The organism is Limnobaculum eriocheiris, assembly GCF_021010575.1.
Taxonomy (GTDB): Bacteria; Pseudomonadota; Gammaproteobacteria; order Enterobacterales; family Enterobacteriaceae; genus Limnobaculum; species Limnobaculum eriocheiris.
Genome location: NZ_JAJNAG010000008.1, coordinates 71,275 through 92,367 on the forward strand (window position 1 = coordinate 71,275; position 21,093 = coordinate 92,367).

The following is a 21,093-nucleotide window of genomic DNA, read 5'->3' on the forward strand; positions in this document are numbered from 1 at the left end:
CCAAAGCAGCAAAACTTACACCCAACAATTCATGAACCAATCAAAAAAATACAATAAAAAAAGCCGCTGTTCCCAGCGGCCCTCTCAACCAACAACTACCTACTACAAACTTTCAGTGAAAGTACGAGTAATAACATCACGCTGTTGTTCCGGAGTCAGTGAGTTAAAACGCACTGCATAACCCGATACGCGAATAGTCAGTTGTGGATATTTCTCCGGGTTCTTAACCGCATCTTCCAGGGTATCACGGCTCAGTACGTTAACGTTCAGGTGTTGACCACCTTCTACACGTACCGTTGGTTTTACTTCCATTGGAACTTCACGGTATTCGATTTTGCCCAGTTGGCTAACCGGTACAACCTGATCTTCTGAATAATCTGCTTTTGCACAAACGCAACGTGCTTCAGCAGTTTCATCATCCAGCAACCAGAAAGAGTTCAGTAATGCAGAGTTATCAGCTTTAGTAATTTGGATACCAGTAATCATTTGGTGCCTCCATCAGTATTTTAAATTTAAGTTCCCCTAATCTTTTGGGGTAACGATATCGAATTCATTCAGTCGTAACATTAGTGATACAAAACTAACATTATTTTTTATCTTATATATCAGCGATACCATTAATATTCTTTGATTAAAATCAATTTTCACGTATCGTCGAAAGTTGTGTTTTATTCACCTTTTTGTTTTATATCAAATTTCCCCAATTTTTGGCATTTAATTATTTTTGTAAATTTTCAACTTTTTTTATAATCAGTGCCAAATCATTATTCAAAAACACGATTAAAAGATCATAATCATCGCCACCTTGCTGTATTATTCAGCGATAACTTTTTCTTAGCGCTCGATATACCATTCAAAAGAAAGGAGATCCTTTATGAGCGACAAACTGACATGGCATGATGTTATTGGCCAGGAAAAGCAGCAACCCTACTTTCAGGACACTCTCAAGTTTGTCGCTTGCGAAAGAGCGGCTGGAAAAGTGATATACCCACCACAAAAAGACGTTTTTAATGCGTTCAGTTCAACGGAGCTGGCTGACATTAAAGTCGTGATACTGGGTCAGGATCCTTATCACGGCCCTAATCAGGCACACGGCCTGTCGTTTTCGGTATTACCGGGCATTCAACCGCCGCCATCGCTGGTCAATATGTATAAAGAACTTATGACCGATATCCCCGGTTTTCAACGTCCTAATCACGGTTATTTGCAAAGCTGGGCAGAACAAGGGGTGATGCTACTCAATACCGTACTTACCGTTGAGGCAGGTAAAGCACACTCTCATGCCAGCTTAGGTTGGGAAACCTTCACCGATAAAGTGATAGCGGCTATCAATGAACATCGCGATGGAATTGTCTTTATGTTGTGGGGCTCTCACGCCCAGAAAAAAGGCAGCATTATCGATCGTAAACGCCATTATGTGTTGGCAGCACCTCACCCATCTCCGCTGTCTGCTCATCGTGGTTTCTTTGGCTGTAAGCACTTCTCTCAGGCTAATTCGCTATTAGAACAACAAAGTTTGACACCTATCCGCTGGCAGTTAGATAACCTCTGATATGCTGTCTTACAGGCAAATAATAACCGCGCCAAAGAGCGCGGTTATACATTATAGCCTCAGTCAGTATCAAAGCCTGGTCGGTTGATCCAGCTTATATTCACCGGTAGTAGACTTCAGGAACTCAACGATATCGTCTACATCTTTCTCTGGCAGGTTAACTTCTAACTGATACTTAAGCATCATCTTAACCGCCCCTTTCAGGGTATCCATACTACCGTCATGCAGATATGGTGCCGTCAATTCAATGTTTCTCAGCGTTGGTACCTTAAAGCGATTACGGTCACGTTCAAAGGTCGTAAAGTTGAAACGGCCCTGATCAACGTCAGTAATGCTACCGCGGGCGGCGAAGTAGTCTTCTTTCAGCCCCATCATTTCAAACGACTGACCACCCAGGTTTTTACCTACGTGACAGGTTCCACACTTGTTATCTTTAAACAGTTGGAAACCGCGCTTCTGTTGAGCGGTCAATGCACCATCGTCACCCTTCATAAAGCGGTCAAATGCACTGTTTGGTGTTACCAGCGTCTTTTCAAACTCTGCAATAGCATCCGTGATGGTATCAGCAGTGAAACCCTGCGGATAAACTTCAGTAAATGCCGCGGTCAACGCCGGATCCTGAGACAGTTTACCAATGATTTGATCCCAAGATTCTGAGCCCATTTCAATTGGGTTAAGTGGTGGTCCGCCTGCCTGCTCTTGCAGGTTTTTCGCACGACCATCCCAAAACTGCTCAATGTTATACACCGAGTTAAATACGGTTGGTGCGTTAATTGGCCCAATCGCCCCATTGATACCTTTTGAAGTAATCAGATTATCAACGCCACCCGCATTCAGCTTATGACAAGTTTCACATGAAAGTGAGTTATCACCGGATAAACGGTTGTCATGATAAAGGATAGAACCTATTGCCACTTTCTTTGGATCCGTTGGCATTGGCTCAGGTAACGGTTGAACCACTTCGTTTTTAAAGGCCGGACTAACACCTTCCGTTACGTAGTACTTGGAACGCTGTTCTTTCGCCCACGCCAGAATTGCTGCTTTATCTTCTGCCGTGACACCACCACTCCAGTGCACCGCAGTATAGCGGCCAGGAGGCATGATTTCGTCCTGAATTGCGCGTTCAATTTTAGCCAGGTCAGACTCTGGTGCCGCCGTATTATTAACCAGACTATCCATTGTGGCTTCCAGGTTAAAGTGTACATAACCCATCTTTACATCATATTCCATCAACTGCTTGGCAATTGGGAATGATGCATAGAAAGGCATCTCGGCATTGGCGGTATGGCAATATTCGCAACCGCGCTGGTAAAAAATTTCCCTTACGTGTGCATCACCTTTTGGTGCCGCGCTGGCAATTAAACGCTCACTTCGTTTAGCGTCGTAATTGTAAATATAGGCTGCCGTCCCCAGATAACCGACTATGCCTAAAGCACAAGCTCCTACGATTAGCTTCTTTATCATAGTTCCCTCACATTCTTCTCTGTCTTATTGGAATGTCATGAGAAAATCCTACCTCATGATGAAAATCGCTTGGATTATCTCTGGTAAGGGAAATATCAAATTGATACGGATCAAGTATCACGGGCGGTCTTGCCTATCATTAGAATAGGATCTGGCTATTAATGGGTATTTAGTAAGATATCTCTGATGAAAAGCTGAGGAGAAAACAAAAAATGAAGGCTAACTCAATGAATAATAATATAAATTTAAAAATGTGAGACAAGAGCCGATTTAGACTCCCATCTCACATTAATCATAACGCTAATGATTATCAAGCTTCATTAGCATTAATTTTTATGTCTATTATTTAGAAACGGCCACCATCGCCGGGCGAATCAGACGACCATTTAAGGTATAACCTTTTTGCATCACCATCATTACATGATTTGGTGCATGGTCGGCAGACTCCATCATAGTCATTGCCTGATGCAGCTCAGGGTTAAACGGAACGTTAACCTCTTCCACGACTTCAACACCAAATTTACGTACCGCATTCAGCAGTGATTTCAGGGTCAGGTCCACACCTTCCAGCAGCGCTGTAAAATCCGGATTCTCTTTATCGGCAGAGGCCAGAGCACGTTCCAGGTTATCAATCACCGGAAGTAGCTCAATAGAGAATTTTTCCAGCGCAAACTTATGGGCTTTTTCCACATCCTGCTCTGCGCGACGACGAACGTTTTCAACTTCGGCACGAACGCGTAAAATATTCTCGCGCTCCTGCTGCTGAGCCTGGGCCAGTTGAGCTTCCAGGTTAGCTATTTGCTCAATAAATTGAGTGTTTACGTCTGTCTCTGCGGCTTGTTCTGCGCCTTCCACTTGCTGGTGCTCGTTTAATGTCTCATCCAAGACTTGCTCATTAGGGGTGTTTTGTTCTTTACTACTCATGTAAATCTCCGCAGTTTGGCATTACGCTCACTTGTTCGCTTATATTATGGGGATGAAAATTGACGAATCAAGGAAGTCATTCATATTGTATGGATGCTATTGTCGCATCTGACAGGAAAAATTAAATGAATAATAACAAGTTCAGTTGCATTGGATTAGTTGGACACCCACGTCATCCTTCAGCACTAGCGACACACAAGACACTATACCACTGGCTAAAGAGCAACGGTTATAACGTTATTGTAGAGCAACAAATAGCAAACGATCTGAAGCTGGAAGATATGACCACCGGCAGTTTGTCAGAAATTGGACAACAGGCCGATCTGGCCGTGGTTATTGGCGGCGATGGGAACATGCTGGGGGCGGCCCGGGTTCTCTCTCGCTATGATATTAAAGTTATTGGTGTTAACCGCGGCAACCTTGGTTTTCTCACCGATCTCAATCCGGACAACCTGCACCAGCAACTTTCAGAGGTACTGGCCGGAGAGTATATCACCGAAAAACGCTTTTTGCTGGAAGCACAACTGCATCGCGCAGGTCAACCCACCCGTATTAGCACCGCCATTAACGAAGTGGTGCTGCATCCGGGTAAAGTAGCCCATATGATTGAGTTTGAAGTATATATCGATAATAACTTTGCCTTCTCTCAACGTTCCGATGGTCTGATTATCTCTACTCCTACCGGTTCAACGGCCTACTCACTGTCTGCCGGTGGCCCTATCCTGACACCAACGCTGGATGCCATTGCGCTGGTGCCAATGTTTCCACATACGCTAACCTCCAGACCGCTGGTTATCAGCAGTAACAGCGTTATTCATCTGAAGTTCTCTCACTATAGTCGTGACCTGGAAATCAGCTGTGACAGCCAGATAGCCCTGCCGATCCAAAAAGATGAAGAAGTCATCATCAAACGTAGTGAGGCACACCTGAATCTGATTCATCCTAAAAACTACAGTTACTACAATACATTAAGTACAAAATTAGGATGGTCGAAAAAATTATTCTGAAAAATCAATTATCCCTCTTTACTGTATATAAAACCATATTATACTGTATGTAACTACAGTTGTTAGGTTATACAGGAAGATCATCATGCTGGTACAGTTAACCATTAGTAATTTTGCCATTGTTCGCGAACTGGAAATTGATTTTCAGTCAGGTATGACTGCCATTACCGGCGAAACCGGTGCCGGTAAATCTATTGCTATTGATGCATTAGGTTTATGTCTGGGTAGCCGTTCCGAAGCGGCGATGGTGCGTACCGGCGCTAATCGGGCCGATATCTGTGCCCGCTTCTCCCTGAAAGATACCCCGGCAGCCCGTCAGTGGCTGGAAGATAATCAGTTAGACGACCAACAAGAGTGCCTGCTGCGCCGGGTGATCAGCGCCGATGGCCGTTCCCGTGGTTTTATTAACGGTACGGCAGTTCCTGTTTCCCAACTGCGTGAGCTGGGCCAACTGCTGATTCAAATTCATGGCCAGCATGCCCACCAGCTTCTGTTAAAACCTGAACACCAAAAACACCTGCTGGATGCTTATATGCACCAGACAGAACTGACTAATGAGATGCAGCAGGCTTATCAATGCTGGCATCAGAGCTGTGCTCAACTGGCGCAGTTTCAACAGCAGAGCCTTGAACATGAATCCCGTCAGCAACTGTTACAGTATCAACTTAAAGAGCTGAATGAGTTTGCCCCTCAGGCTGGCGAATATGAACAGATTGATGAAGAGTATAAGCGTCTGGCCAACAGCGGACAGTTACTGTCTCTGAGTCAGGATACCTTACAGGTACTAGCTGAAAATGAGGAGCAGAACGTACTCAGTCTGCTGAACCACGCTAAACATAGCCTGCAAGAACTTTCTGCCATTGATGAAAAAATGGCTGGTCTGCTAACCATGCTGGAGGAAGCGTCTATTCAGGTTAGCGAAACCAGCGAAGAACTTCGCCACTACTCAGAGCGAATAGATATGGATCCGGTACGCCTGTATGAACTGGAACAGCGCCTGTCTCGTCAATTAGCTTTAGCGCGTAAACACCATATTGCGCCGGAGCAACTGCCCGAACTCCACCAACAGCTATTGAATGAACAGCAGCAAATCAACCGTCAGGGAGATGACTACGAAGCACTGACCGAAGCGGTTGCACTGCATCACAAACAGGCTCTGGAAGTGGCCAAACGTCTGCATGTACAGCGCGCCCACTATGCGGCAGAACTCTCTACCATGATCACTGACAGTATGCATTCACTGGCCATGCCGCACGGTCAATTGGCTATTGATGTGGAGTGGCAGCCAGAACATCTGAATACAGAAGGCGCGGATCGGGTTGATTTCCGGGTCAGCACTAACCCGGGGCAGCCGCTGCAAGGGTTGTCTAAAGTGGCCTCAGGCGGTGAACTGTCACGTATTGCTTTAGCGGTTCAGGTCATTACCGCCCGGAAGATGGATACACCTGCGTTAATATTTGATGAAGTGGATGTCGGTATCAGCGGACCCACTGCCGCTATCGTCGGTAAGCTACTCCGTCAGTTGGGTGAATCGACTCAGGTTATGTGTGTTACGCACTTACCGCAGGTTGCCGGTAATGGTCATCAGCACTTCTATGTCAGCAAGCAAACCGATGGCGAAGAAACCGAAACCCAAATGTTACTGCTGGATAAAAATGCCCGTCTGCAAGAACTGGCCCGCTTGCTGGGTGGCAGTGAAATCACCCGCAACACGCTGGCCAATGCCAAAGAACTTCTGGCCGCCTGATGATTATACAACAGTTGAGCAACAATTAAGCGATAGCAACTGCCGATAAAAAGAGCCGCATTAACAACAAAAGTTTTAATGCGGCTCAACTTTTTGTGATAATTGGGGTCGAATCAGCACATATCTGAAGCATAAGAACAGATTTGCAGATAAAATTTTATTAAATGACCTCGATAAACAACCGGTAAAGGTTTCCAAATGTCGCAAGGTCTATTATCATCGACAGCCTATGTTCTAAAGGAAAGTACTATTATGCGCTGCAAATTGCTGACTGCCGCTGTGGTGGCTCTTGGAATTCTGGTAACCGGTTGTTCTACTTTAGAAAAAGTAGTTTACCGTCCGGATATTAATCAGGGTAATTTCTTAACGCCAGCTGATGTCTCCAAACTGCAAAAAGGCATGACCAAACAGCAGGTGGCTTATATTTTAGGCACCCCGATGTTACAGGATCCATTTGGCTCCGATACCTGGTTCTATGTCTTCCGCCAGCAGCCAGGGCATCAGGACGTGACACAACAAACGTTGACACTAACGTTTGACGGTGGTGGTTCACTAAGCGGTATCGCTAACGATACCTCAATGATGAAGCAAGAAAACTAAGCAACACCAAACCGTTACTGATACGAATAACATAAATAAGACGCCATTTGGCGTCTTATTTTTTTGCCCGCTCCGCCCGCATCCGACGCAACTCTTTAGGATCGGCAATCAATGGGCGATAAATTTCTACCCGGTCACCATCATGAATCGGATCGCTTAATTTGGCTCCGCGGCTAAAAATACCTACCTTATTAACTTTCAGGTCGATCTCTTTACGCATTTCCAAAATGCCGGAGGCAATAATAGCCTGCTCTATGCTACTCCCTTCCGCCACCGTTAAATTTTTAACGTATTGCTGTTCCGGTAAGGCATAGACCACTTCAATATGGATATCAGGCACCGTACACCTCTTTCGCCCGACGGGTGAATGCCTGCACCATATTTTGTGCTAAATCCTGAAAAATTCGGCCAAAGGCGATTTCAATCAGCTTGCTGCTAAATTCAAACTCAAGATTAAACTCAATGCGACAGGCATCCTCACCCAAGGGGGTAAACAACCAACCGCCTTGCAGAGAACGAAACGGTCCATCCACCAGTTTCATATCAATGATGGCGTTTTCTACCATTTGGTTACTGGTGGTAAAGGTTTTACGAATTCCCACTTTTGCAACATCAATGGATGCCGTCATGGTATTTTCCGTTTGCTCAAGTATGCGACTGCTCACACAACCCGGTAAAAACTTCGGGTAAGAAAGAACATCGTTAGCCAGTTTATACATTTGCCCGGCGCTATAGTTGACCAGTGCCGAACGTTTGATACGCTGCATAACATTTCCTAATCAATGGGTCTGAAAAGCGAGAAAGATTTAAACGGCGCAAATCATACCATCTAACCGGATTGTGACCAAAAGCCTTATCACTCGTCTCTTTTTCCTGCAAAAAAGTAAACTACAGCCAACCATCCGGTAAATACACCGATATAATGAAACCTGATGAAAGAAAATTACCTGAGCAAAGGGCTTAGGGGATATCTTTCAAATCAGCATTAAGTATAATAAAAACATTATGACAAAGAAAAAAGCATACAAACCCGGTTCCGCAACCATTGCGATGAACAAACGAGCACGCCACGAATACTTCATTGAAGAAGAGATCGAGGCGGGTTTAGCCCTGCAAGGCTGGGAAGTAAAATCCATGCGTGCGGGCAAAGCAAATATCAGCGATAGTTATGTGGTATTCCGCGATGGTGAAGCCTATCTGTTTGGCGCCACTATTATTCCACTTAACGTTGCCTCATCACATATTGTTTGTGACCCAACCCGTACCCGTAAACTTCTGTTAAACAGAAGGGAACTTGATAAGCTGTTTGGCCTGGCAAATCGCGATGGTTACACCATTGTTGCCCTTTCCATGTACTGGAAAAACGCCTGGAGTAAAATCAAAATCGGCGTGGCAAAAGGTAAACAGCTGCACGATAAGCGCACCGATATTAAAGACCGCGAATGGCAGTTAAATAAAGCGCGGATTATGAAGAACGCCAACCGCTAAGGGTTGGCGACTTTCTGTCAAGGCTGCTTTCCCCAACAGGATAAGCATAAAACGCATATCCTGTTGGTAAATCACTTTCTGACCTCTGGCTTTACTTCCCTTTCCATACCGGATCGCGTTTCTCCGCAAAGGCTTTTGGCCCTTCCAGCGCGTCTTCTGAATGAAGAACAGACGGGTAATTTTTTAGCTTACCACTACGAATATGGCGATAGCCCTCTTCCACCGACATTTCGCCGGTTTCGCGATAGATTTCCTTAATTGCCGCCACGGCCAATGGAGCACTGAGAGCCAGTTGATGCGCCAGTTCACGAGCGGCTTCCATTAACTGTCCGCTTTCCACCACCCGATTCACAATCCCCCAACGCAAAGCCTCTTCAGCATTCATCTGACGTCCGGTCATCATCATTTCGTTAGCGATGGCTGGCGGCAGTATTTTCGGCAGGCGCAGCATACCGCCGCTGTCGGGTACGATACCCAGCTTAGTTTCCGGTACAGAGAAACTGGCGTTTTGAGAACAAACGATCATATCCGCTGCCAGCGCCAGTTCAAAACCGCCACCAAAAGCATAACCGTTTACGGCCGCAATCACCGGTTTATCCAGATTGAAAAGCTCCGTCAGTCCGGCAAACCCGCCCGGGCCGAAATCGGCATCAGGGGCCTCCCCTTCTGCGGCGGCTTTTAAGTCCCAACCGGCAGAGAAGAAACGCTCTCCGGCACCGACAATAATTGCCACCCGTAACTCGGGATCGTCACGAAACTTAATAAATACGTCACCCATTTCAAAGCTGGTTTTAGCATCGATGGCGTTGGCTTTGGGTCTGTCTAAAATAATCTCCAGAATGTGACCATTCCGGCTTACGTGTAACGATTCGCTCATATTAATACTCCATTGACTGGCAATTAATAACCTCACTGAGCTGATAATGGAGCGCGGTAAACCACTACGGCATCAGGATAAATACTGATGTCGTATCAGCGCTCTGTTTATGATTTCTTCAACAAACTCAGTGCAGACCTTTTTTAATAATTTTTCCCGAGCAGCTTCTTGGTAAGTTCTTCCTGATTTCCAGAAAGGATGGCACTTTAAATTTGGCCATATGGTTTTCGCAAAATGAGAAGAACTCCTCTTCGGTTATGGTTTCCCCTTCATTGAGCACCACAAAAGCTTTAATCGCCTCATCCCGAATCGAGTCCTTCAGGCCAATTACCGTGACATCCATGATTTTTGGGTGGGTAGAAATAATATTTTCCAGTTCGACACAGGAGATATTTTCACCACTGCGTTTTATCATGTTGCAGCTACGTTCAACAAAGTAGAAGAAACCTTCGTTATCCACATAGCCGTAATCACCGGTGCGTAACCAGCCATCGGCACTCAGTGCTTTAGCGGTCTCTTCTGGCATGCGGTAGTACTCTTTAAACAGGGTTTTGCCGGGGATGCCTTTAATACAAATTTCTCCGGTGACATTGGCTTCCAGCCTTGTACCATCCCGATCGCGAATTTCTATTTCATAGCCAAATCCGGCGCGGCCAATCGATGGCCAACGACGTTTATCTCCGGGGCGATCGCCAATGGCACCGACAATGGTTTCGGTCATACCATAAGAAGTGAATAACCGAACGCCAAAACGCTGCACAAAAGCATCTTTTTCCCGATCGGAGATATTGAGATAGAACAGCACTTCACGCAGGCAGTGCCGCTTTTCCCAAGGCATCTGTGGTTGCATCATCATGGTTTTGATCATCAGCGGTATGCATTCAGTCACCGTCGCCCGGTATTTACATACCTGTGACCAAAAAGTACGCGCACTGAATTTCTCCAACAGCACAAAGGTCGCTCCGGCCGAAAAGGCCGCCATCGCCGCGGTACACTGGCAGTCGATATGAAAGGCAGGCATTGGTGTCAGATAAACATCATCCTGACGCAGGGCACACTGCCAGGAGGTATAATAACCAGCAAACCTCAGATTATAGTGAGTGATCACCACCCCCTTGGGGCGCGATGTGGTGCCAGAGGTAAACAATATTTCCGCCGTATCTTCAACATCGAGATCTTCCCAATGCATCAAATGGAGAGGTTGCAGCCGTTTCAGATGATGAAAATCCAGCACACCGGATAAAGGCCCATCTTCTACTACCGGATCGATCAACATCAGCCGCTGTATTGGTGCCAGCGCCTCTTGCTGAAGCGCCTGATACATAGCAAAAAACTCCCGACTGGTTACCACCATCGTAGCTTCGCACTGATTAATGATATAGGCGCTCTCATTTTTCAGCAGATTGGCGTTAACCGGCACCATTACCGCGCCGATTTTCGCCAAACCAAACCAGCAAAAGAAAAACTCAGCACAATTATTGAGATGCAGGGCTATCCTGTTACCTTTAGCGACCCCCAGCGAATGAAAAAGATTAGCGGTACGATTAATCTCTTCATTCAATTCCCGGTAGCTATATTCCAACGCCAATCCCTGAAGATTCTCTACAATCAAGGCAGTTTTATCGCCGTGCAGTTCTGCAAGGTCGTCCCACATTTGACGTAAATCTTGTCTACCTACTATATCCATTCCATACCTACCCAATATTGCTGCACGGTTGGCGGGGGTGCAATGACGGCAAAAATATTATTTAATCAATAACTAAAGCGGTTACCCCACCTTGGCCAGACCTTTAGTTACCAGTTGCTGAATGTCTGCCTCACTGTAGCCAACGTTGGCTAAAATGGCGGCAGTATCCATTCCCAGAGTTGGCATACCGCGCCAAATTTGCCCCGGATTATTCTTAAACTTAGGCATGACGTTTGGCCCTTTACAGTCCTGACCATCAATGGTTTGCCAGTGGGTAATAGACTCACGGGCAACATACTGCGGATTGCCTTCCAGCTCGGGAATGGTAAGTACTTTAGTCGATGCTATCTTCAGCTCGGCAAAACGGGCCAGCACCTGAGCAATCGGCCTTTCCGCCAGATACTCATCCAGTTTATCTTCAACAAACTGGCCTTTGGGGCACTCAATACGATGTATCAATTGAGTATCTTCCGGAATTTCAGTTGTTCCCCACAGGTAATCGATACCCATATCCTTAAACATTTCCTGAATCTGATTTACCCCCACCAGCTCCATAACAATGTAGCCATCCTGACATTTATACAGACCACAGCCGGTATAATACGGATCTTTACCTTTGGTCATACGCGGGCAGATTTCACCGCCGTTAAAGTAGTCCATCATGAAGTACTGACCCATACGCAACATTACTTCATACATTGCCACGTCGATACTTTCACCCACACCGGTCTCGCGCACCTTATGCAATGCCGCCAATGTTGCCGTGGTTACCGTCATACCGGAGAAATAGTCCGCCGTATAAGGGAAAGCTGGCATCGGTTGATCTTTATCACCATTTTGAATCAGATAGCCGCTAAAAGCCTGTGCAATGGTGTTATAAGCAGCAAGATTGGTGTATTCCGGGGTACCGTACTGACCAAAACCAGAGAGGTGAGCAATCACCAGCTTTTCATTGTGTTCCCACAGCACTTCATCCGTAATGCCGCGACGGGCAAAAGCGGGCCCTTTACTGGCTTCAATAAAAATATCGGTGGTTTCAATAAGTTTCAGAAAAGCTTCCCGCCCTTCATCTTTAAAGATATTCAGCGACAGCGCATGCAGGTTACGCCTTGAGAGCTGAGGGTAATTAGGTTGAATACGAATGGTATCGCCGTAAGTGACGTTTTCGATCCAGATAACTTCAGCCCCCCACTCGGCAAACATTTGTCCGGCAAAGGGACCGGCGATCTCAATTCCGGAAAAAACTACCCGTAAACCGGAAAGTGGACCGAATGTGGGCATGGATAACCGTTCAGACATAATTATTAGCCTTTTGTATAGCACCAGTTCAGGAATACTTCAGGTCAAGATGCCACCAAAGCATTCCCGTTGTCTGGTGAGAGTGATTAACGATACTTTTTCAGTTCAGCACGACCCAGAGTCAGAATCTGCATTTCATCAGAACCACCGGAAATACGGTCAACCCGCAGATCACGCCAGAAACGCGTTACCCGATGGTCTCCGGCAATACCAATCCCCCCCAGTACCTGCATGGCGGAATCCACCACATCAAAAGCAGCATTAGCACAATAGAATTTACACATTGCCGCATCACCAGAGGTCATCAGGCCGTTATCACTTTTCCAGGCTGATTCAAACAGCATGTTTTTCATGGCGTTCAGTTTGATTGCCATATGGGCGAACTTTTCCTGAATCAGTTGAAAGCGACCAATGGTTTCACCAAACTGTACCCGCTGGTTAGCGTACTTAGCCGCATCTTCATAGGCGCAGTAAGCAGTACCGTAGTTGGTTAAAGCCACAATAAAACGTTCATGGTCGAACTCTTCCTTCACCCGGTTAAAACCATTGCCTTCACGGCCAAACATATCCTTCTCTTCCAGCTCAACGTTATCGAATACGATTTCGCAGCAGCTATCCATTCTCAGCCCCAGCTTTTCCAGCTTGGAAGCTTTAACGCCCGGCTTGCTCATATCAACAAACCATTCGGAGTAAATTGGTTTATCCGGTGAGGCCGCATCCCGAGCCATTACCACAATATAAGGGGTGTAGGCGCTACTGGTGATAAAGCACTTGCTACCGTTGAGGTACACTTTGCCATTCTTGCGGGTGTAGTTCGTTTGCAGGCTGCCTACGTCAGAACCGGCTCCCGGCTCGGTAATGGCTGAGTTCCACATTTGTTTACCGGTACCCTGAAACGCCATAATCTTATCGATTTGTTCCTGGGTACCTTCACGCAGAACGGTATTAAAGCCACCCGGCAATTGATACAGAACATAAGTCGGTGCACCTAAGCGCCCTAACTCAGCCCAAACCGCCGCCAGCGTAACAAAACCCGCATCCAAACCACCGTGTTCTTCCGACAGCAGCAGGCTATCAAGCCCCATTTCTGCCAACGCTCTGACAAAACGTTCAGGATATTCACTGTTACGGTCGCATTCGGCAAAGTAGGCTTCCCAGTTTTCCTGCGCCATCAAATCTCGAATACCGGCAACAAACAGTTCCTGTTCATCGGTCAATGTAAAATCCATAGGTAAGGCCTCTTCTGTTTTCTGTGTTAAAAGATCAGTATTTCCAGTGAGTCGCTTTGGCGTCTTTCAGGAAAGAGATGGTTATCATTATGTTGACGAAGAACAGGGGACATCCTCCGGCAATAATCGCTGTCTGAATCGGCTTAAGGCCACCTAATGCCAGCAGGATGATGCCGATAATGCCAACCAGCACCGACCAGCCCACGCGCACCCAAACCGGTGGCTCATCGTAGCCATTGGCTTCTTTACAGGTCGACATGGCCAGCGTGTATGAACAGGCGTTAATCAGGGTTACCGTGGCGATAAAGCAGAGAATAAAGAAGGCCCACATGGTGACTGTGCTTAACGGCAATGCAGCCCAGGTTTGAATAATGGCCCTTGCTACACCGTGCTGTTCGATGATTTGTGGAATATTGATGATTTGATTATTAATCAGAGACAGGGTGTTACTACCCAGAATGGTCCACAGCAGCCAGGTTGATGCCGTCAGGCCGCCAACCATTCCCAGGCACAGTTGACGTACACTACGTCCTTTAGATATACGCGCCAGGAAGATACACATCTGGATGCCGTAAACAATCCACCACGCCCAGTAGAATACCGTCCAGCCCTGCGGGAACCCACTTTTGCTAATGGCATCAGTATAAAACAGCATGCGGCCAACGTTCATCAGCAGCACCCCAACCGAATCGGTGAAATAGTTCACCGTAAAGCTGGTTGCACCAATGATAAATACCCAGGCCAGAATGATAATGCTCAGATAGTTGCGCACATCGCTGGCAATCTTGATCCCTTTCTGCAGACCAAACGCAACGCAAACGGCGTTAAATATAATCCAGCAGCCAATGATTAACGCATCCAGTTCCAGCGTATGCGGAATACCAAACAGATACTGAATACATTCGGTTACCAGCGGTGTTGCCAGGCCGAGGCTGGTACCCATCGCCAGAATCAGCGCCACTAAGTAAAGGTTATCCACCATGGTACCGATAAACCCTTTACAGCGTTTTTCTCCCAGCAGCGGTACTAAGGTGCCGCTTGGGCGCATCACATTGATTTTTCGTACAAACATGAAATAGCCAAACGCCACCGCCAGGAAGCTATAAGTTGCCCACGGCAACGGCCCCCAGTGGAACAGGCTATAAGCCAGACCTAACTCTTTAGCCGGAGTAGAGAACGGTTCCAGACCAAACGGCGGGGAGGATACGTAGTAATAAATCTCAATAGAACCCCAGAACAGTACCGCGGCAGAGGTGCAGGAAGCGAACATCATAAAAATCCAGCTCAACGTACTAAATTCCGGTTTTTCATCCCCTAAAGTGCGATGAGCGAATGGCCCAAAAATCAGCCAGAACCAACCGCCAAACATCACTACCATGTACCATTCAAACGCCCATCCCCATTCATAGGTGATGTAATTAAATACCGAATTAATAACTGCGTTTGACGCTTCCAGATCGCGAACCGTCAGATAGCAAAGTATGGCTACAATAATCAGTGAAGGAAAAAAGACTTTTGGTTCTATTCCCGTTTTCTTTTTACCTGCTTCATTTTCAGTTTTCATTTTTGTATCTGCCCCATAAAATATTCTCCTCACAATGGCAATATTGAGAGCTATGTTTCTAAACAGAAACTATCCATGTCACCGTAAACAGGTGAACACACCCTGAAAGAAAATTATCTTTTTATTTAAACTTCAGAATTAAGAAACCAAATTACAACACATTTAATATATAAACATAATTCAGAGCATATTCCTTAATGTAAAAAACCCAGCTAATTAATATGAGGTTTATAATGAAATTTGAGCCGTGAATAATCCGTGATCTTAATCAAGTTATGTCCCTGATCTCGCCGTGCTCTGGATGAGTCAAAGCAATACCACTCTATTTAAAATCAATAAATATCATTTAAAATCAATAAAATAAAAAACAAATCATCTACTAAAAAAGAGTTAGCCACAGAGATGACACTTTCAATATTGGTGATCTACGTATTATTTTGACCAGATGAATCATGGTATTTCTATTGCTATCAGGATAATTTGATGTTGAGGAATGGATAAATAGAATATTAATTAATCATATTAAATCAGGTGAACTATTTTACCGTTAATAACCACACAAATTTTTAAACGGCCGCTAACATGCCGTTATATTATATTTTCCTTAAATTGTATTTAGTTTCTAATTTTGGAAATACTTCACAATATTGAAAATTATATTGTCTAATCGGAGAAGTGATGAAAATAATTGCATGCTATAAACTCATTCCCGAGGAGCAGGATATTACCGTTAACGGTGATGGCACACTGAACCTCAGTAAAACAGATGCAAAAATCAGCCAATTCGACCTTAACGCCATTGAAGCTGCCTGTGCACTAAAGCAGCAAAATGGCGATATTCATATTGTTGCCATGAGCACCGGTGGTGAAGCGCTGGCAAACCCTAAAAGGCGTAAAGACGTACTATCACGCGGCCCGGATGAGCTGATTGTTGTCTCTGAACCGGGGCTGGAGAATGCACTTCCTCATCAAACGGCGGCCATTCTGGCTGCGGCAGCGCAAAAATCTGGCTTTGATCTGATCCTGTGCGGTGATGGCTCTGCCGACCTTTATGCCCAGCAGGTTGGCCTGTTACTGGGTGAAGCACTGGGCGTTAGCGCCATTAATGGCGTTAGCCGCATTATCAGCCTTTCCGATACACAAATTCAGGTGGAGCGCACTCTGGAAGATGAAGTGGAAACCTTAACCCTTAATCTGCCTGCGGTGGTTGCCGTCTCTACCGATATTAACGCTCCACAAATTCCTTCCATGAAGGCTATTCTTGGCGCGGCTAAAAAACCGGTACAGGCATGGCAATCGGCAGATTTAGGGCTGAATAATGTAGGTTCTTACACCACCTTACTCAGCGTACTGGCTCCTCAACAGAAAGCGCGTGCCCGCGTGATCATTGAAGGCGATGGCGAAGATCAAATCGCCGAATTTGCAGAACACCTGCGTAAAGTAATCGGTTAATGAGGGGATGACATGAGCAAATTTTCAACTGTTTGGGTATTTAGCGATGCGACATCCCGCCTGCCGGAACTGATGGGTGCCGCCCGCCAGCTTGGTGAAGATATCCGTGTGATTGTTCAGGGTAGCGAGCAGTCGGCTCAGGCTTTCCGCCTTGGAGCCGCCGCCGCTTATGATGTAGGAACCATCCCTGCCGCTCGTATTATCGAGGATTATGCGGACACGCTGGTACATACCATTAAGAATCACGGCCCCAGCGCTCTGGTGCTGTTACCCGCCACCCGACGCTGCAAAGCGCTGGCGGCACGACTGGGTGCCCGCCTTGCGGCCGGTGTGGTCAATGATGCCAATGAACTGGTTTTACAAGATGGGCACTTAGTGGCAACCCACATGGTGTATGGCGGACTGGCATTCGGTAAAGAGCAAGTTACTACGCCTTATGCGGTAACCACACTGAACAGCGGTGTATTTGAAGCCGCGCAGGAAGACGCGACCCGCAATGGAAGCGCTACTCCGCTGGAGTTCATTGCACCAAAAAACCCCATTGTTTGTGTATCCCGTAAGGTTAAACAAAATAACAGCGTTGACCTGGGTAAAGCACGACTGGTGGTTAGCGTGGGCCGTGGTATCGGTAATCAGGTGAATATCTCCATTGCCGAAGCCCTCAGCAATGCAATAGGCGCCGAACTGGGCTGTTCGCGTCCGGTGGCGGAAAACGAAAAGTGGATGGAGCGGGAGCGCTATGTGGGTATCTCCGGCATTATGATCAAGCCAGAGCTCTATCTGGCGCTGGGCATCTCCGGTCAAATCCAGCACATGGTTGGTGCTAATGGCGCTCAAATCATCATGGCAATCAACAAAGATAAAAACGCACCGATATTCCAGTATGCCGATTATGGACTGGTTGGCGATCTGATGAAGATCGTTCCTGCGCTAACTGAGGCGTTAAAACGTTAACGAAACGGCGCAGCCCTTCCGCGCTGCGCCCTTTTATCGTCTACCTGGAGACATTATGTCCGAAGATATCTTTGATACCATTATTGTAGGTGCAGGGTTGGCTGGCTGCGTTTGTGCTCTGGTGCTGGCACGCGAAGGTGCTAACGTATTAGTTATTGAGCGTGGCAATTATGCCGGTGCCAAAAACGTTACCGGCGGTCGGCTGTATACCCATAGCCTGGAGCGCATTATTCCCGGCTTTGCCGAACAGGCTCCCGTTGAGCGTCGCATTACCCATGAGAAGATCTCATTTCTTACCGACGACAGTGCCGTAACCCTTGATTACCACCGTTCCGGTGATGCCACCCCGTTAAAAGACTCCTACTCCATACTGCGTGCTCAATTTGATCCCTGGCTAATGGCTCAGGCTGAAGAAGCCGGTGCACAGTTCATCTGTGGTATCCGCGTCGATAAACTGGTTCAGCGTGACGGTAAAGTTATTGGCGTTGAAGCAGATGGCGACGTGCTGGAAGCCCATACCGTCATTCTGGCTGAAGGGGTTAACGCTATTTTGGCCGAACAAATCGGGATGGCGAAGCCGGTATCTCCTGCTTCCGTTGCCATAGGTGTTAAAGAGCTGATTGAACTACCGCAGGATCTGTTAGAAGCACGCTTTAGTTTAGAAAGTAATCAGGGTGCCGCCTGGCTGTTTGCCGGTACCCCTTCCGATGGTCAAATGGGTGGCGGTTTTCTGTATACCAACCGCAATACTCTCTCTCTGGGGCTGGTATATGGTTTGCTCCACATTGAACAGGCAAATAAATCCGTACCGCAAATGCTGGAAGATTTTAAACATCATCCGGCGGTACGACCGCTCATTGCCGGTGGCAAAACCATTGAATATGCCGCCCATGTAGTACCAGAAGCCGGTATCAATATGATGCCAAAACTGATTGGTGATGGCGTTCTGATCGCCGGTGATACTGCCGGAATGTGCCTCAACCTTGGCTTTACCATTCGCGGTATGGATTTGGCCATTGCCTCCGGCGAAGCCGCAGCCCGTGCGGTACTGGATGCCAAAGCCAAAAACGACTTCAGTGCTCAGGGTTTAAGCAGCTATACCCAACATCTGGAAAACCTGTCGGTCATGCAGGATCTACGCCACTACCGCAAAGTGCCAGCCATGATGGATAACCCACGTATGTTCACCCAGTACCCGCAAATGGCCGCCAACATTATGGCGGATCTGTTCACCATTGACGGACAGCCTCCGCAACCGTTACGCAAAAAAATCATGCGTCATGGAAAACAGGTCGGCTATCTGAATCTGCTTAAGGACGGAATTAAAGGAGTAACTGCGCTATGAGTGAACCAGTCAATATTGACGTGAAACTGGGTATTAATAAGTTTCATGTGGATGAGGGGCATCCCCATATCATTATTCGCGAACATCCCGATATGGCGGCATTTCGTACTCTGACGCTTGCCTGCCCGGCAGGGCTGTATAAGCAACTGGAAGATGGCTCTATTCGTTTTGACTATGCCGGTTGTCTGGAATGCGGAACCTGTCGCATTCTATGTCGCCATTCCGTTTTGGAAGAGTGGACCTACCCGCGCGGTACCTTTGGGGTTGAATATCGTTACGGTTAAGGCCAATGCGGAAATAGATACTCCATCTATTTCCGCTCCTTAAACATAAGGGATGAATAACGCTAGGTTTTGATGAGTTTCAGAGGAGATTCTGGCCGTAAAAGCATTCTGCTTCAATCAACGTACTGCCAGGTCGGAAGACCATTTGTACTTAACACCGGAGAGCATTGGCCTACGCCAGATCGCCCCAGCGCCCGACTCTCCCAACGATTAGCATCTTAAGGCATCATCAATCTCAATAGCCTTTTAGTTATCAGTACATACTAAAACGCATAACAAAATGGCCTGATATTTTATGGAACAATATAAAAAATTCGATGACATAAGTTTTTCACCGATACACCGCAAAATTATGTTGTGGGGTAGCGGAGGCCCTTTTCTTGATGGCTATGTTCTGGTCATCATCGGTATTTCACTGGAACAACTTACCCCGGTTTTAAAACTGGACGCTAACTGGATAGGCTTAATCGGTGCCGCTACGCTGGTTGGTCTGTTTATTGGTACTGCCCTGTTCGGCTATATTGCCGATCTGGTTGGCCGCCGCCTGATGTTTTTGATTGATATTCTGGCCATCGGTTTAATTTCCGTGGCTACCATGTTTGTCTCATCCCCGCTGGAACTGGTGATAATGCGCTTTCTTATTGGCATTGTGATTGGGGCTGACTACCCCATCGCCACCTCAATGATTGCGGAATTTTCCAGTACTAAGCAGCGAGCCTTTACCATGGGATTTATTGCCGCTATGTGGTACATCGGGGCGACGGCTGCCGATCTGGTAGGTTATTTACTCTACGACATGGAAAACGGCTGGCGCTGGATGTTGGGTAGTGCGGTTATTCCCTGCATTGTCATTTTGTTAGGGCGCTTTGAACTACCGGAATCGCCCCGCTGGCTGATACGCAAAGGTCGGGTAAAAGAGTGCCGGGAACTGATGTTTAAACTGTTTGGTGAGCACGTAGTTTTCGAAGAGGAACAGGAGCCAGAAACCCGCTACCGCCAGATTTTTACCCGCCGCCATTTCACTTCGCTACTGTTTGTCGCCATTATCTGGACCTGTCAGGTGATCCCGATGTTTGCCATTTATACCTTTGGCCCACAAATCATTACTCAACTGGGCCTTAGCGAAGGAAAAGATGCCGTATTAGGCAATGTGGTCATCAGCCTGTTTTTCATGCTTGGCTGCCTTCCGGCCATGTACTGGCTGAACAGTATTGGACGCAGACCCCTGTTGATTGGCAGTTTTACAATAATGACTATCGCTCTGGCGCTGCTGGGTTTTGTTTCTGAACCCGGCATTCTGTTTATTATTATTGCCTTTGCGACCTATGCTTTCTTCTCTGGCGGCCCCGGGATTCTGCAATGGCTGTATCCTAATGAGCTGTTCCCCACATCCATTCGTGCCTCAGCGGTAGGTGCCGCAATGTCCCTCAGCCGTATTGGTACTATGATTTCCATCTATGGGTTGCCGCTGTTTATGCAGCAGTACGGCATTTCAGCCACTATGCTGGTTGGCGCTGGCGTCTCACTGTTTGGCTTACTGGTATCCGTTGTACTGGCACCGGAAACTCGCGGCATGTCGCTGGAACAAACCAGCCAGATGAAACTTTATTAAGGTTTTTT

Annotated in this window: 20 protein-coding genes; 10 read left to right on the top strand and 10 right to left on the bottom strand. The window is 46.8% G+C overall.

Annotated elements, in window-relative coordinates:
* Nucleotides 1-102: 102 nt before the first annotated feature.
* The gene (grcA, locus tag LPW36_RS05915) at nucleotides 103-486 is read right to left on the bottom strand and encodes an autonomous glycyl radical cofactor GrcA (protein ID WP_130592065.1); all 384 of its coding nucleotides are present in this window, start codon (nucleotides 484-486) and stop codon (nucleotides 103-105) included.
* Between the two features lie 388 nt (nucleotides 487-874).
* Here grcA and ung point away from each other — a divergent pair, with 388 nt between their 5' ends.
* Nucleotides 875-1,552 carry a uracil-DNA glycosylase gene (gene ung / locus LPW36_RS05920; RefSeq protein ID WP_230608574.1) on the top strand — a complete coding sequence of 226 codons (678 nt, stop codon included), beginning with the start codon at nucleotides 875-877 and terminating at the stop codon, nucleotides 1,550-1,552.
* A gap of 69 nt (nucleotides 1,553-1,621) precedes the next feature.
* On the opposite strand, the gene LPW36_RS05925 is transcribed toward ung, so the two are convergent.
* The gene (locus LPW36_RS05925; protein WP_230608576.1) at nucleotides 1,622-3,016 is read right to left on the bottom strand and encodes a cytochrome c peroxidase; all 1,395 of its coding nucleotides are present in this window, start codon (nucleotides 3,014-3,016) and stop codon (nucleotides 1,622-1,624) included.
* Nucleotides 3,017-3,358: 342 nt separating this feature from the next.
* Nucleotides 3,359-3,940: a nucleotide exchange factor GrpE gene (grpE, locus tag LPW36_RS05930; protein ID WP_230608578.1), complete on the bottom strand. Its 582-nt coding sequence runs from the start codon at nucleotides 3,938-3,940 to the stop codon at nucleotides 3,359-3,361.
* A gap of 125 nt (nucleotides 3,941-4,065) precedes the next feature.
* On the opposite strand from grpE, the gene nadK reads away from it, so the two are divergent.
* From nadK to bamE, 3 genes are all read left to right on the top strand, one after another.
* On the top strand, nucleotides 4,066-4,947 hold the full coding sequence (gene nadK, locus LPW36_RS05935) for an NAD(+) kinase (RefSeq protein ID WP_230608580.1): 882 nt from the start codon (nucleotides 4,066-4,068) through the stop codon (nucleotides 4,945-4,947).
* 85 nt (nucleotides 4,948-5,032) lie between these two features.
* Nucleotides 5,033-6,694 (top strand): DNA repair protein RecN, encoded by a 1,662-nt coding sequence (recN, locus tag LPW36_RS05940; RefSeq protein WP_230608582.1) that lies wholly within the window; start codon nucleotides 5,033-5,035, stop codon nucleotides 6,692-6,694.
* Between the two features lie 252 nt (nucleotides 6,695-6,946).
* Nucleotides 6,947-7,294: an outer membrane protein assembly factor BamE gene (gene bamE / locus LPW36_RS05945; RefSeq protein ID WP_230608603.1), complete on the top strand. Its 348-nt coding sequence runs from the start codon at nucleotides 6,947-6,949 to the stop codon at nucleotides 7,292-7,294.
* A 55-nt stretch (nucleotides 7,295-7,349) separates the two neighbouring features.
* On the opposite strand, the gene LPW36_RS05950 is transcribed toward bamE, so the two are convergent.
* Nucleotides 7,350-7,634 (bottom strand): RnfH family protein, encoded by a 285-nt coding sequence (locus LPW36_RS05950; RefSeq protein ID WP_230608604.1) that lies wholly within the window; start codon nucleotides 7,632-7,634, stop codon nucleotides 7,350-7,352.
* Nucleotides 7,627-8,061: an SRPBCC family protein gene (locus LPW36_RS05955; protein WP_230608605.1), complete on the bottom strand. Its 435-nt coding sequence runs from the start codon at nucleotides 8,059-8,061 to the stop codon at nucleotides 7,627-7,629. The genes LPW36_RS05950 and LPW36_RS05955 overlap by 8 nt, the downstream gene beginning before the upstream one ends.
* Before the next feature lie 238 nt (nucleotides 8,062-8,299).
* On the opposite strand from LPW36_RS05955, the gene smpB reads away from it, so the two are divergent.
* Entirely contained in the window at nucleotides 8,300-8,782 is a 483-nt protein-coding gene (gene smpB / locus LPW36_RS05960) for an SsrA-binding protein SmpB (protein WP_140921380.1), read from the top strand.
* A gap of 91 nt (nucleotides 8,783-8,873) precedes the next feature.
* Here smpB and caiD read toward each other — a convergent pair whose 3' ends face one another.
* From caiD to caiT, 5 genes are all read right to left on the bottom strand, one after another.
* The gene (gene caiD, locus LPW36_RS05965) at nucleotides 8,874-9,659 is read right to left on the bottom strand and encodes a crotonobetainyl-CoA hydratase (RefSeq protein WP_230608606.1); all 786 of its coding nucleotides are present in this window, start codon (nucleotides 9,657-9,659) and stop codon (nucleotides 8,874-8,876) included.
* Nucleotides 9,660-9,786: 127 nt separating this feature from the next.
* Nucleotides 9,787-11,346: a crotonobetaine/carnitine-CoA ligase gene (gene caiC / locus LPW36_RS05970; RefSeq protein ID WP_230608607.1), complete on the bottom strand. Its 1,560-nt coding sequence runs from the start codon at nucleotides 11,344-11,346 to the stop codon at nucleotides 9,787-9,789.
* An 81-nt stretch (nucleotides 11,347-11,427) separates the two neighbouring features.
* Nucleotides 11,428-12,645, bottom strand: coding sequence for an L-carnitine CoA-transferase (gene caiB, locus LPW36_RS05975; RefSeq protein WP_230608608.1), 1,218 nt, complete (start codon nucleotides 12,643-12,645; stop codon nucleotides 11,428-11,430).
* A gap of 86 nt (nucleotides 12,646-12,731) precedes the next feature.
* A complete protein-coding gene (caiA, locus tag LPW36_RS05980; RefSeq protein ID WP_230608609.1) occupies nucleotides 12,732-13,874 on the bottom strand; it encodes a crotonobetainyl-CoA dehydrogenase in 1,143 nt (380 codons plus the stop codon).
* A gap of 34 nt (nucleotides 13,875-13,908) precedes the next feature.
* Nucleotides 13,909-15,438, bottom strand: coding sequence for an L-carnitine/gamma-butyrobetaine antiporter (gene caiT / locus LPW36_RS05985; protein ID WP_230608610.1), 1,530 nt, complete (start codon nucleotides 15,436-15,438; stop codon nucleotides 13,909-13,911).
* 678 nt (nucleotides 15,439-16,116) lie between these two features.
* On the opposite strand from caiT, the gene fixA reads away from it, so the two are divergent.
* The 5 genes from fixA to LPW36_RS06010 all read left to right on the top strand — a co-directional run bounded on the left by fixA (nucleotide 16,117) and on the right by LPW36_RS06010 (nucleotide 21,085).
* Nucleotides 16,117-16,890 carry a putative electron transfer flavoprotein FixA gene (gene fixA, locus LPW36_RS05990; protein ID WP_230608611.1) on the top strand — a complete coding sequence of 258 codons (774 nt, stop codon included), beginning with the start codon at nucleotides 16,117-16,119 and terminating at the stop codon, nucleotides 16,888-16,890.
* Between the two features lie 12 nt (nucleotides 16,891-16,902).
* Nucleotides 16,903-17,844 (top strand): FAD-binding protein, encoded by a 942-nt coding sequence (locus tag LPW36_RS05995; RefSeq protein WP_230608612.1) that lies wholly within the window; start codon nucleotides 16,903-16,905, stop codon nucleotides 17,842-17,844.
* Between the two features lie 55 nt (nucleotides 17,845-17,899).
* Nucleotides 17,900-19,189 (top strand): FAD-dependent oxidoreductase FixC, encoded by a 1,290-nt coding sequence (gene fixC / locus LPW36_RS06000; RefSeq protein WP_230608613.1) that lies wholly within the window; start codon nucleotides 17,900-17,902, stop codon nucleotides 19,187-19,189.
* Nucleotides 19,186-19,473: a ferredoxin family protein gene (locus LPW36_RS06005; RefSeq protein ID WP_108900065.1), complete on the top strand. Its 288-nt coding sequence runs from the start codon at nucleotides 19,186-19,188 to the stop codon at nucleotides 19,471-19,473. The genes fixC and LPW36_RS06005 overlap by 4 nt, the downstream gene beginning before the upstream one ends.
* Nucleotides 19,474-19,768: 295 nt before the next feature.
* Nucleotides 19,769-21,085 carry an MFS transporter gene (locus tag LPW36_RS06010; RefSeq protein ID WP_230608614.1) on the top strand — a complete coding sequence of 439 codons (1,317 nt, stop codon included), beginning with the start codon at nucleotides 19,769-19,771 and terminating at the stop codon, nucleotides 21,083-21,085.
* Nucleotides 21,086-21,093 lie beyond the last annotated feature (8 nt).

Excerpts from the sequence above, each read along its gene's own strand:
- grcA (WP_130592065.1), bottom strand. The coding sequence starts at position 486 with ATGATTACTGGTATCCAAATTACTAAAGCTGATAACTCTGCATTACTG.
- LPW36_RS06005 (WP_108900065.1), top strand. The coding sequence starts at position 19,186 with ATGAGTGAACCAGTCAATATTGACGTGAAACTGGGTATTAATAAGTTT.
- LPW36_RS06010 (WP_230608614.1), top strand. The coding sequence starts at position 19,769 with ATGGAACAATATAAAAAATTCGATGACATAAGTTTTTCACCGATACAC.
- bamE (WP_230608603.1), top strand. The coding sequence starts at position 6,947 with ATGCGCTGCAAATTGCTGACTGCCGCTGTGGTGGCTCTTGGAATTCTG.
- nadK (WP_230608580.1), top strand. The coding sequence starts at position 4,066 with ATGAATAATAACAAGTTCAGTTGCATTGGATTAGTTGGACACCCACGT.
- LPW36_RS05955 (WP_230608605.1), bottom strand. The coding sequence starts at position 8,061 with ATGCAGCGTATCAAACGTTCGGCACTGGTCAACTATAGCGCCGGGCAA.
- caiD (WP_230608606.1), bottom strand. The coding sequence starts at position 9,659 with ATGAGCGAATCGTTACACGTAAGCCGGAATGGTCACATTCTGGAGATT.
- caiB (WP_230608608.1), bottom strand. The coding sequence starts at position 12,645 with ATGTCTGAACGGTTATCCATGCCCACATTCGGTCCACTTTCCGGTTTA.
- smpB (WP_140921380.1), top strand. The coding sequence starts at position 8,300 with ATGACAAAGAAAAAAGCATACAAACCCGGTTCCGCAACCATTGCGATG.
- LPW36_RS05925 (WP_230608576.1), bottom strand. The coding sequence starts at position 3,016 with ATGATAAAGAAGCTAATCGTAGGAGCTTGTGCTTTAGGCATAGTCGGT.
- caiT (WP_230608610.1), bottom strand. The coding sequence starts at position 15,438 with ATGAAAACTGAAAATGAAGCAGGTAAAAAGAAAACGGGAATAGAACCA.
- LPW36_RS05995 (WP_230608612.1), top strand. The coding sequence starts at position 16,903 with ATGAGCAAATTTTCAACTGTTTGGGTATTTAGCGATGCGACATCCCGC.
- caiA (WP_230608609.1), bottom strand. The coding sequence starts at position 13,874 with ATGGATTTTACATTGACCGATGAACAGGAACTGTTTGTTGCCGGTATT.
- caiC (WP_230608607.1), bottom strand. The coding sequence starts at position 11,346 with ATGGATATAGTAGGTAGACAAGATTTACGTCAAATGTGGGACGACCTT.
- fixA (WP_230608611.1), top strand. The coding sequence starts at position 16,117 with ATGAAAATAATTGCATGCTATAAACTCATTCCCGAGGAGCAGGATATT.
- ung (WP_230608574.1), top strand. The coding sequence starts at position 875 with ATGAGCGACAAACTGACATGGCATGATGTTATTGGCCAGGAAAAGCAG.
- fixC (WP_230608613.1), top strand. The coding sequence starts at position 17,900 with ATGTCCGAAGATATCTTTGATACCATTATTGTAGGTGCAGGGTTGGCT.
- grpE (WP_230608578.1), bottom strand. The coding sequence starts at position 3,940 with ATGAGTAGTAAAGAACAAAACACCCCTAATGAGCAAGTCTTGGATGAG.
- recN (WP_230608582.1), top strand. The coding sequence starts at position 5,033 with ATGCTGGTACAGTTAACCATTAGTAATTTTGCCATTGTTCGCGAACTG.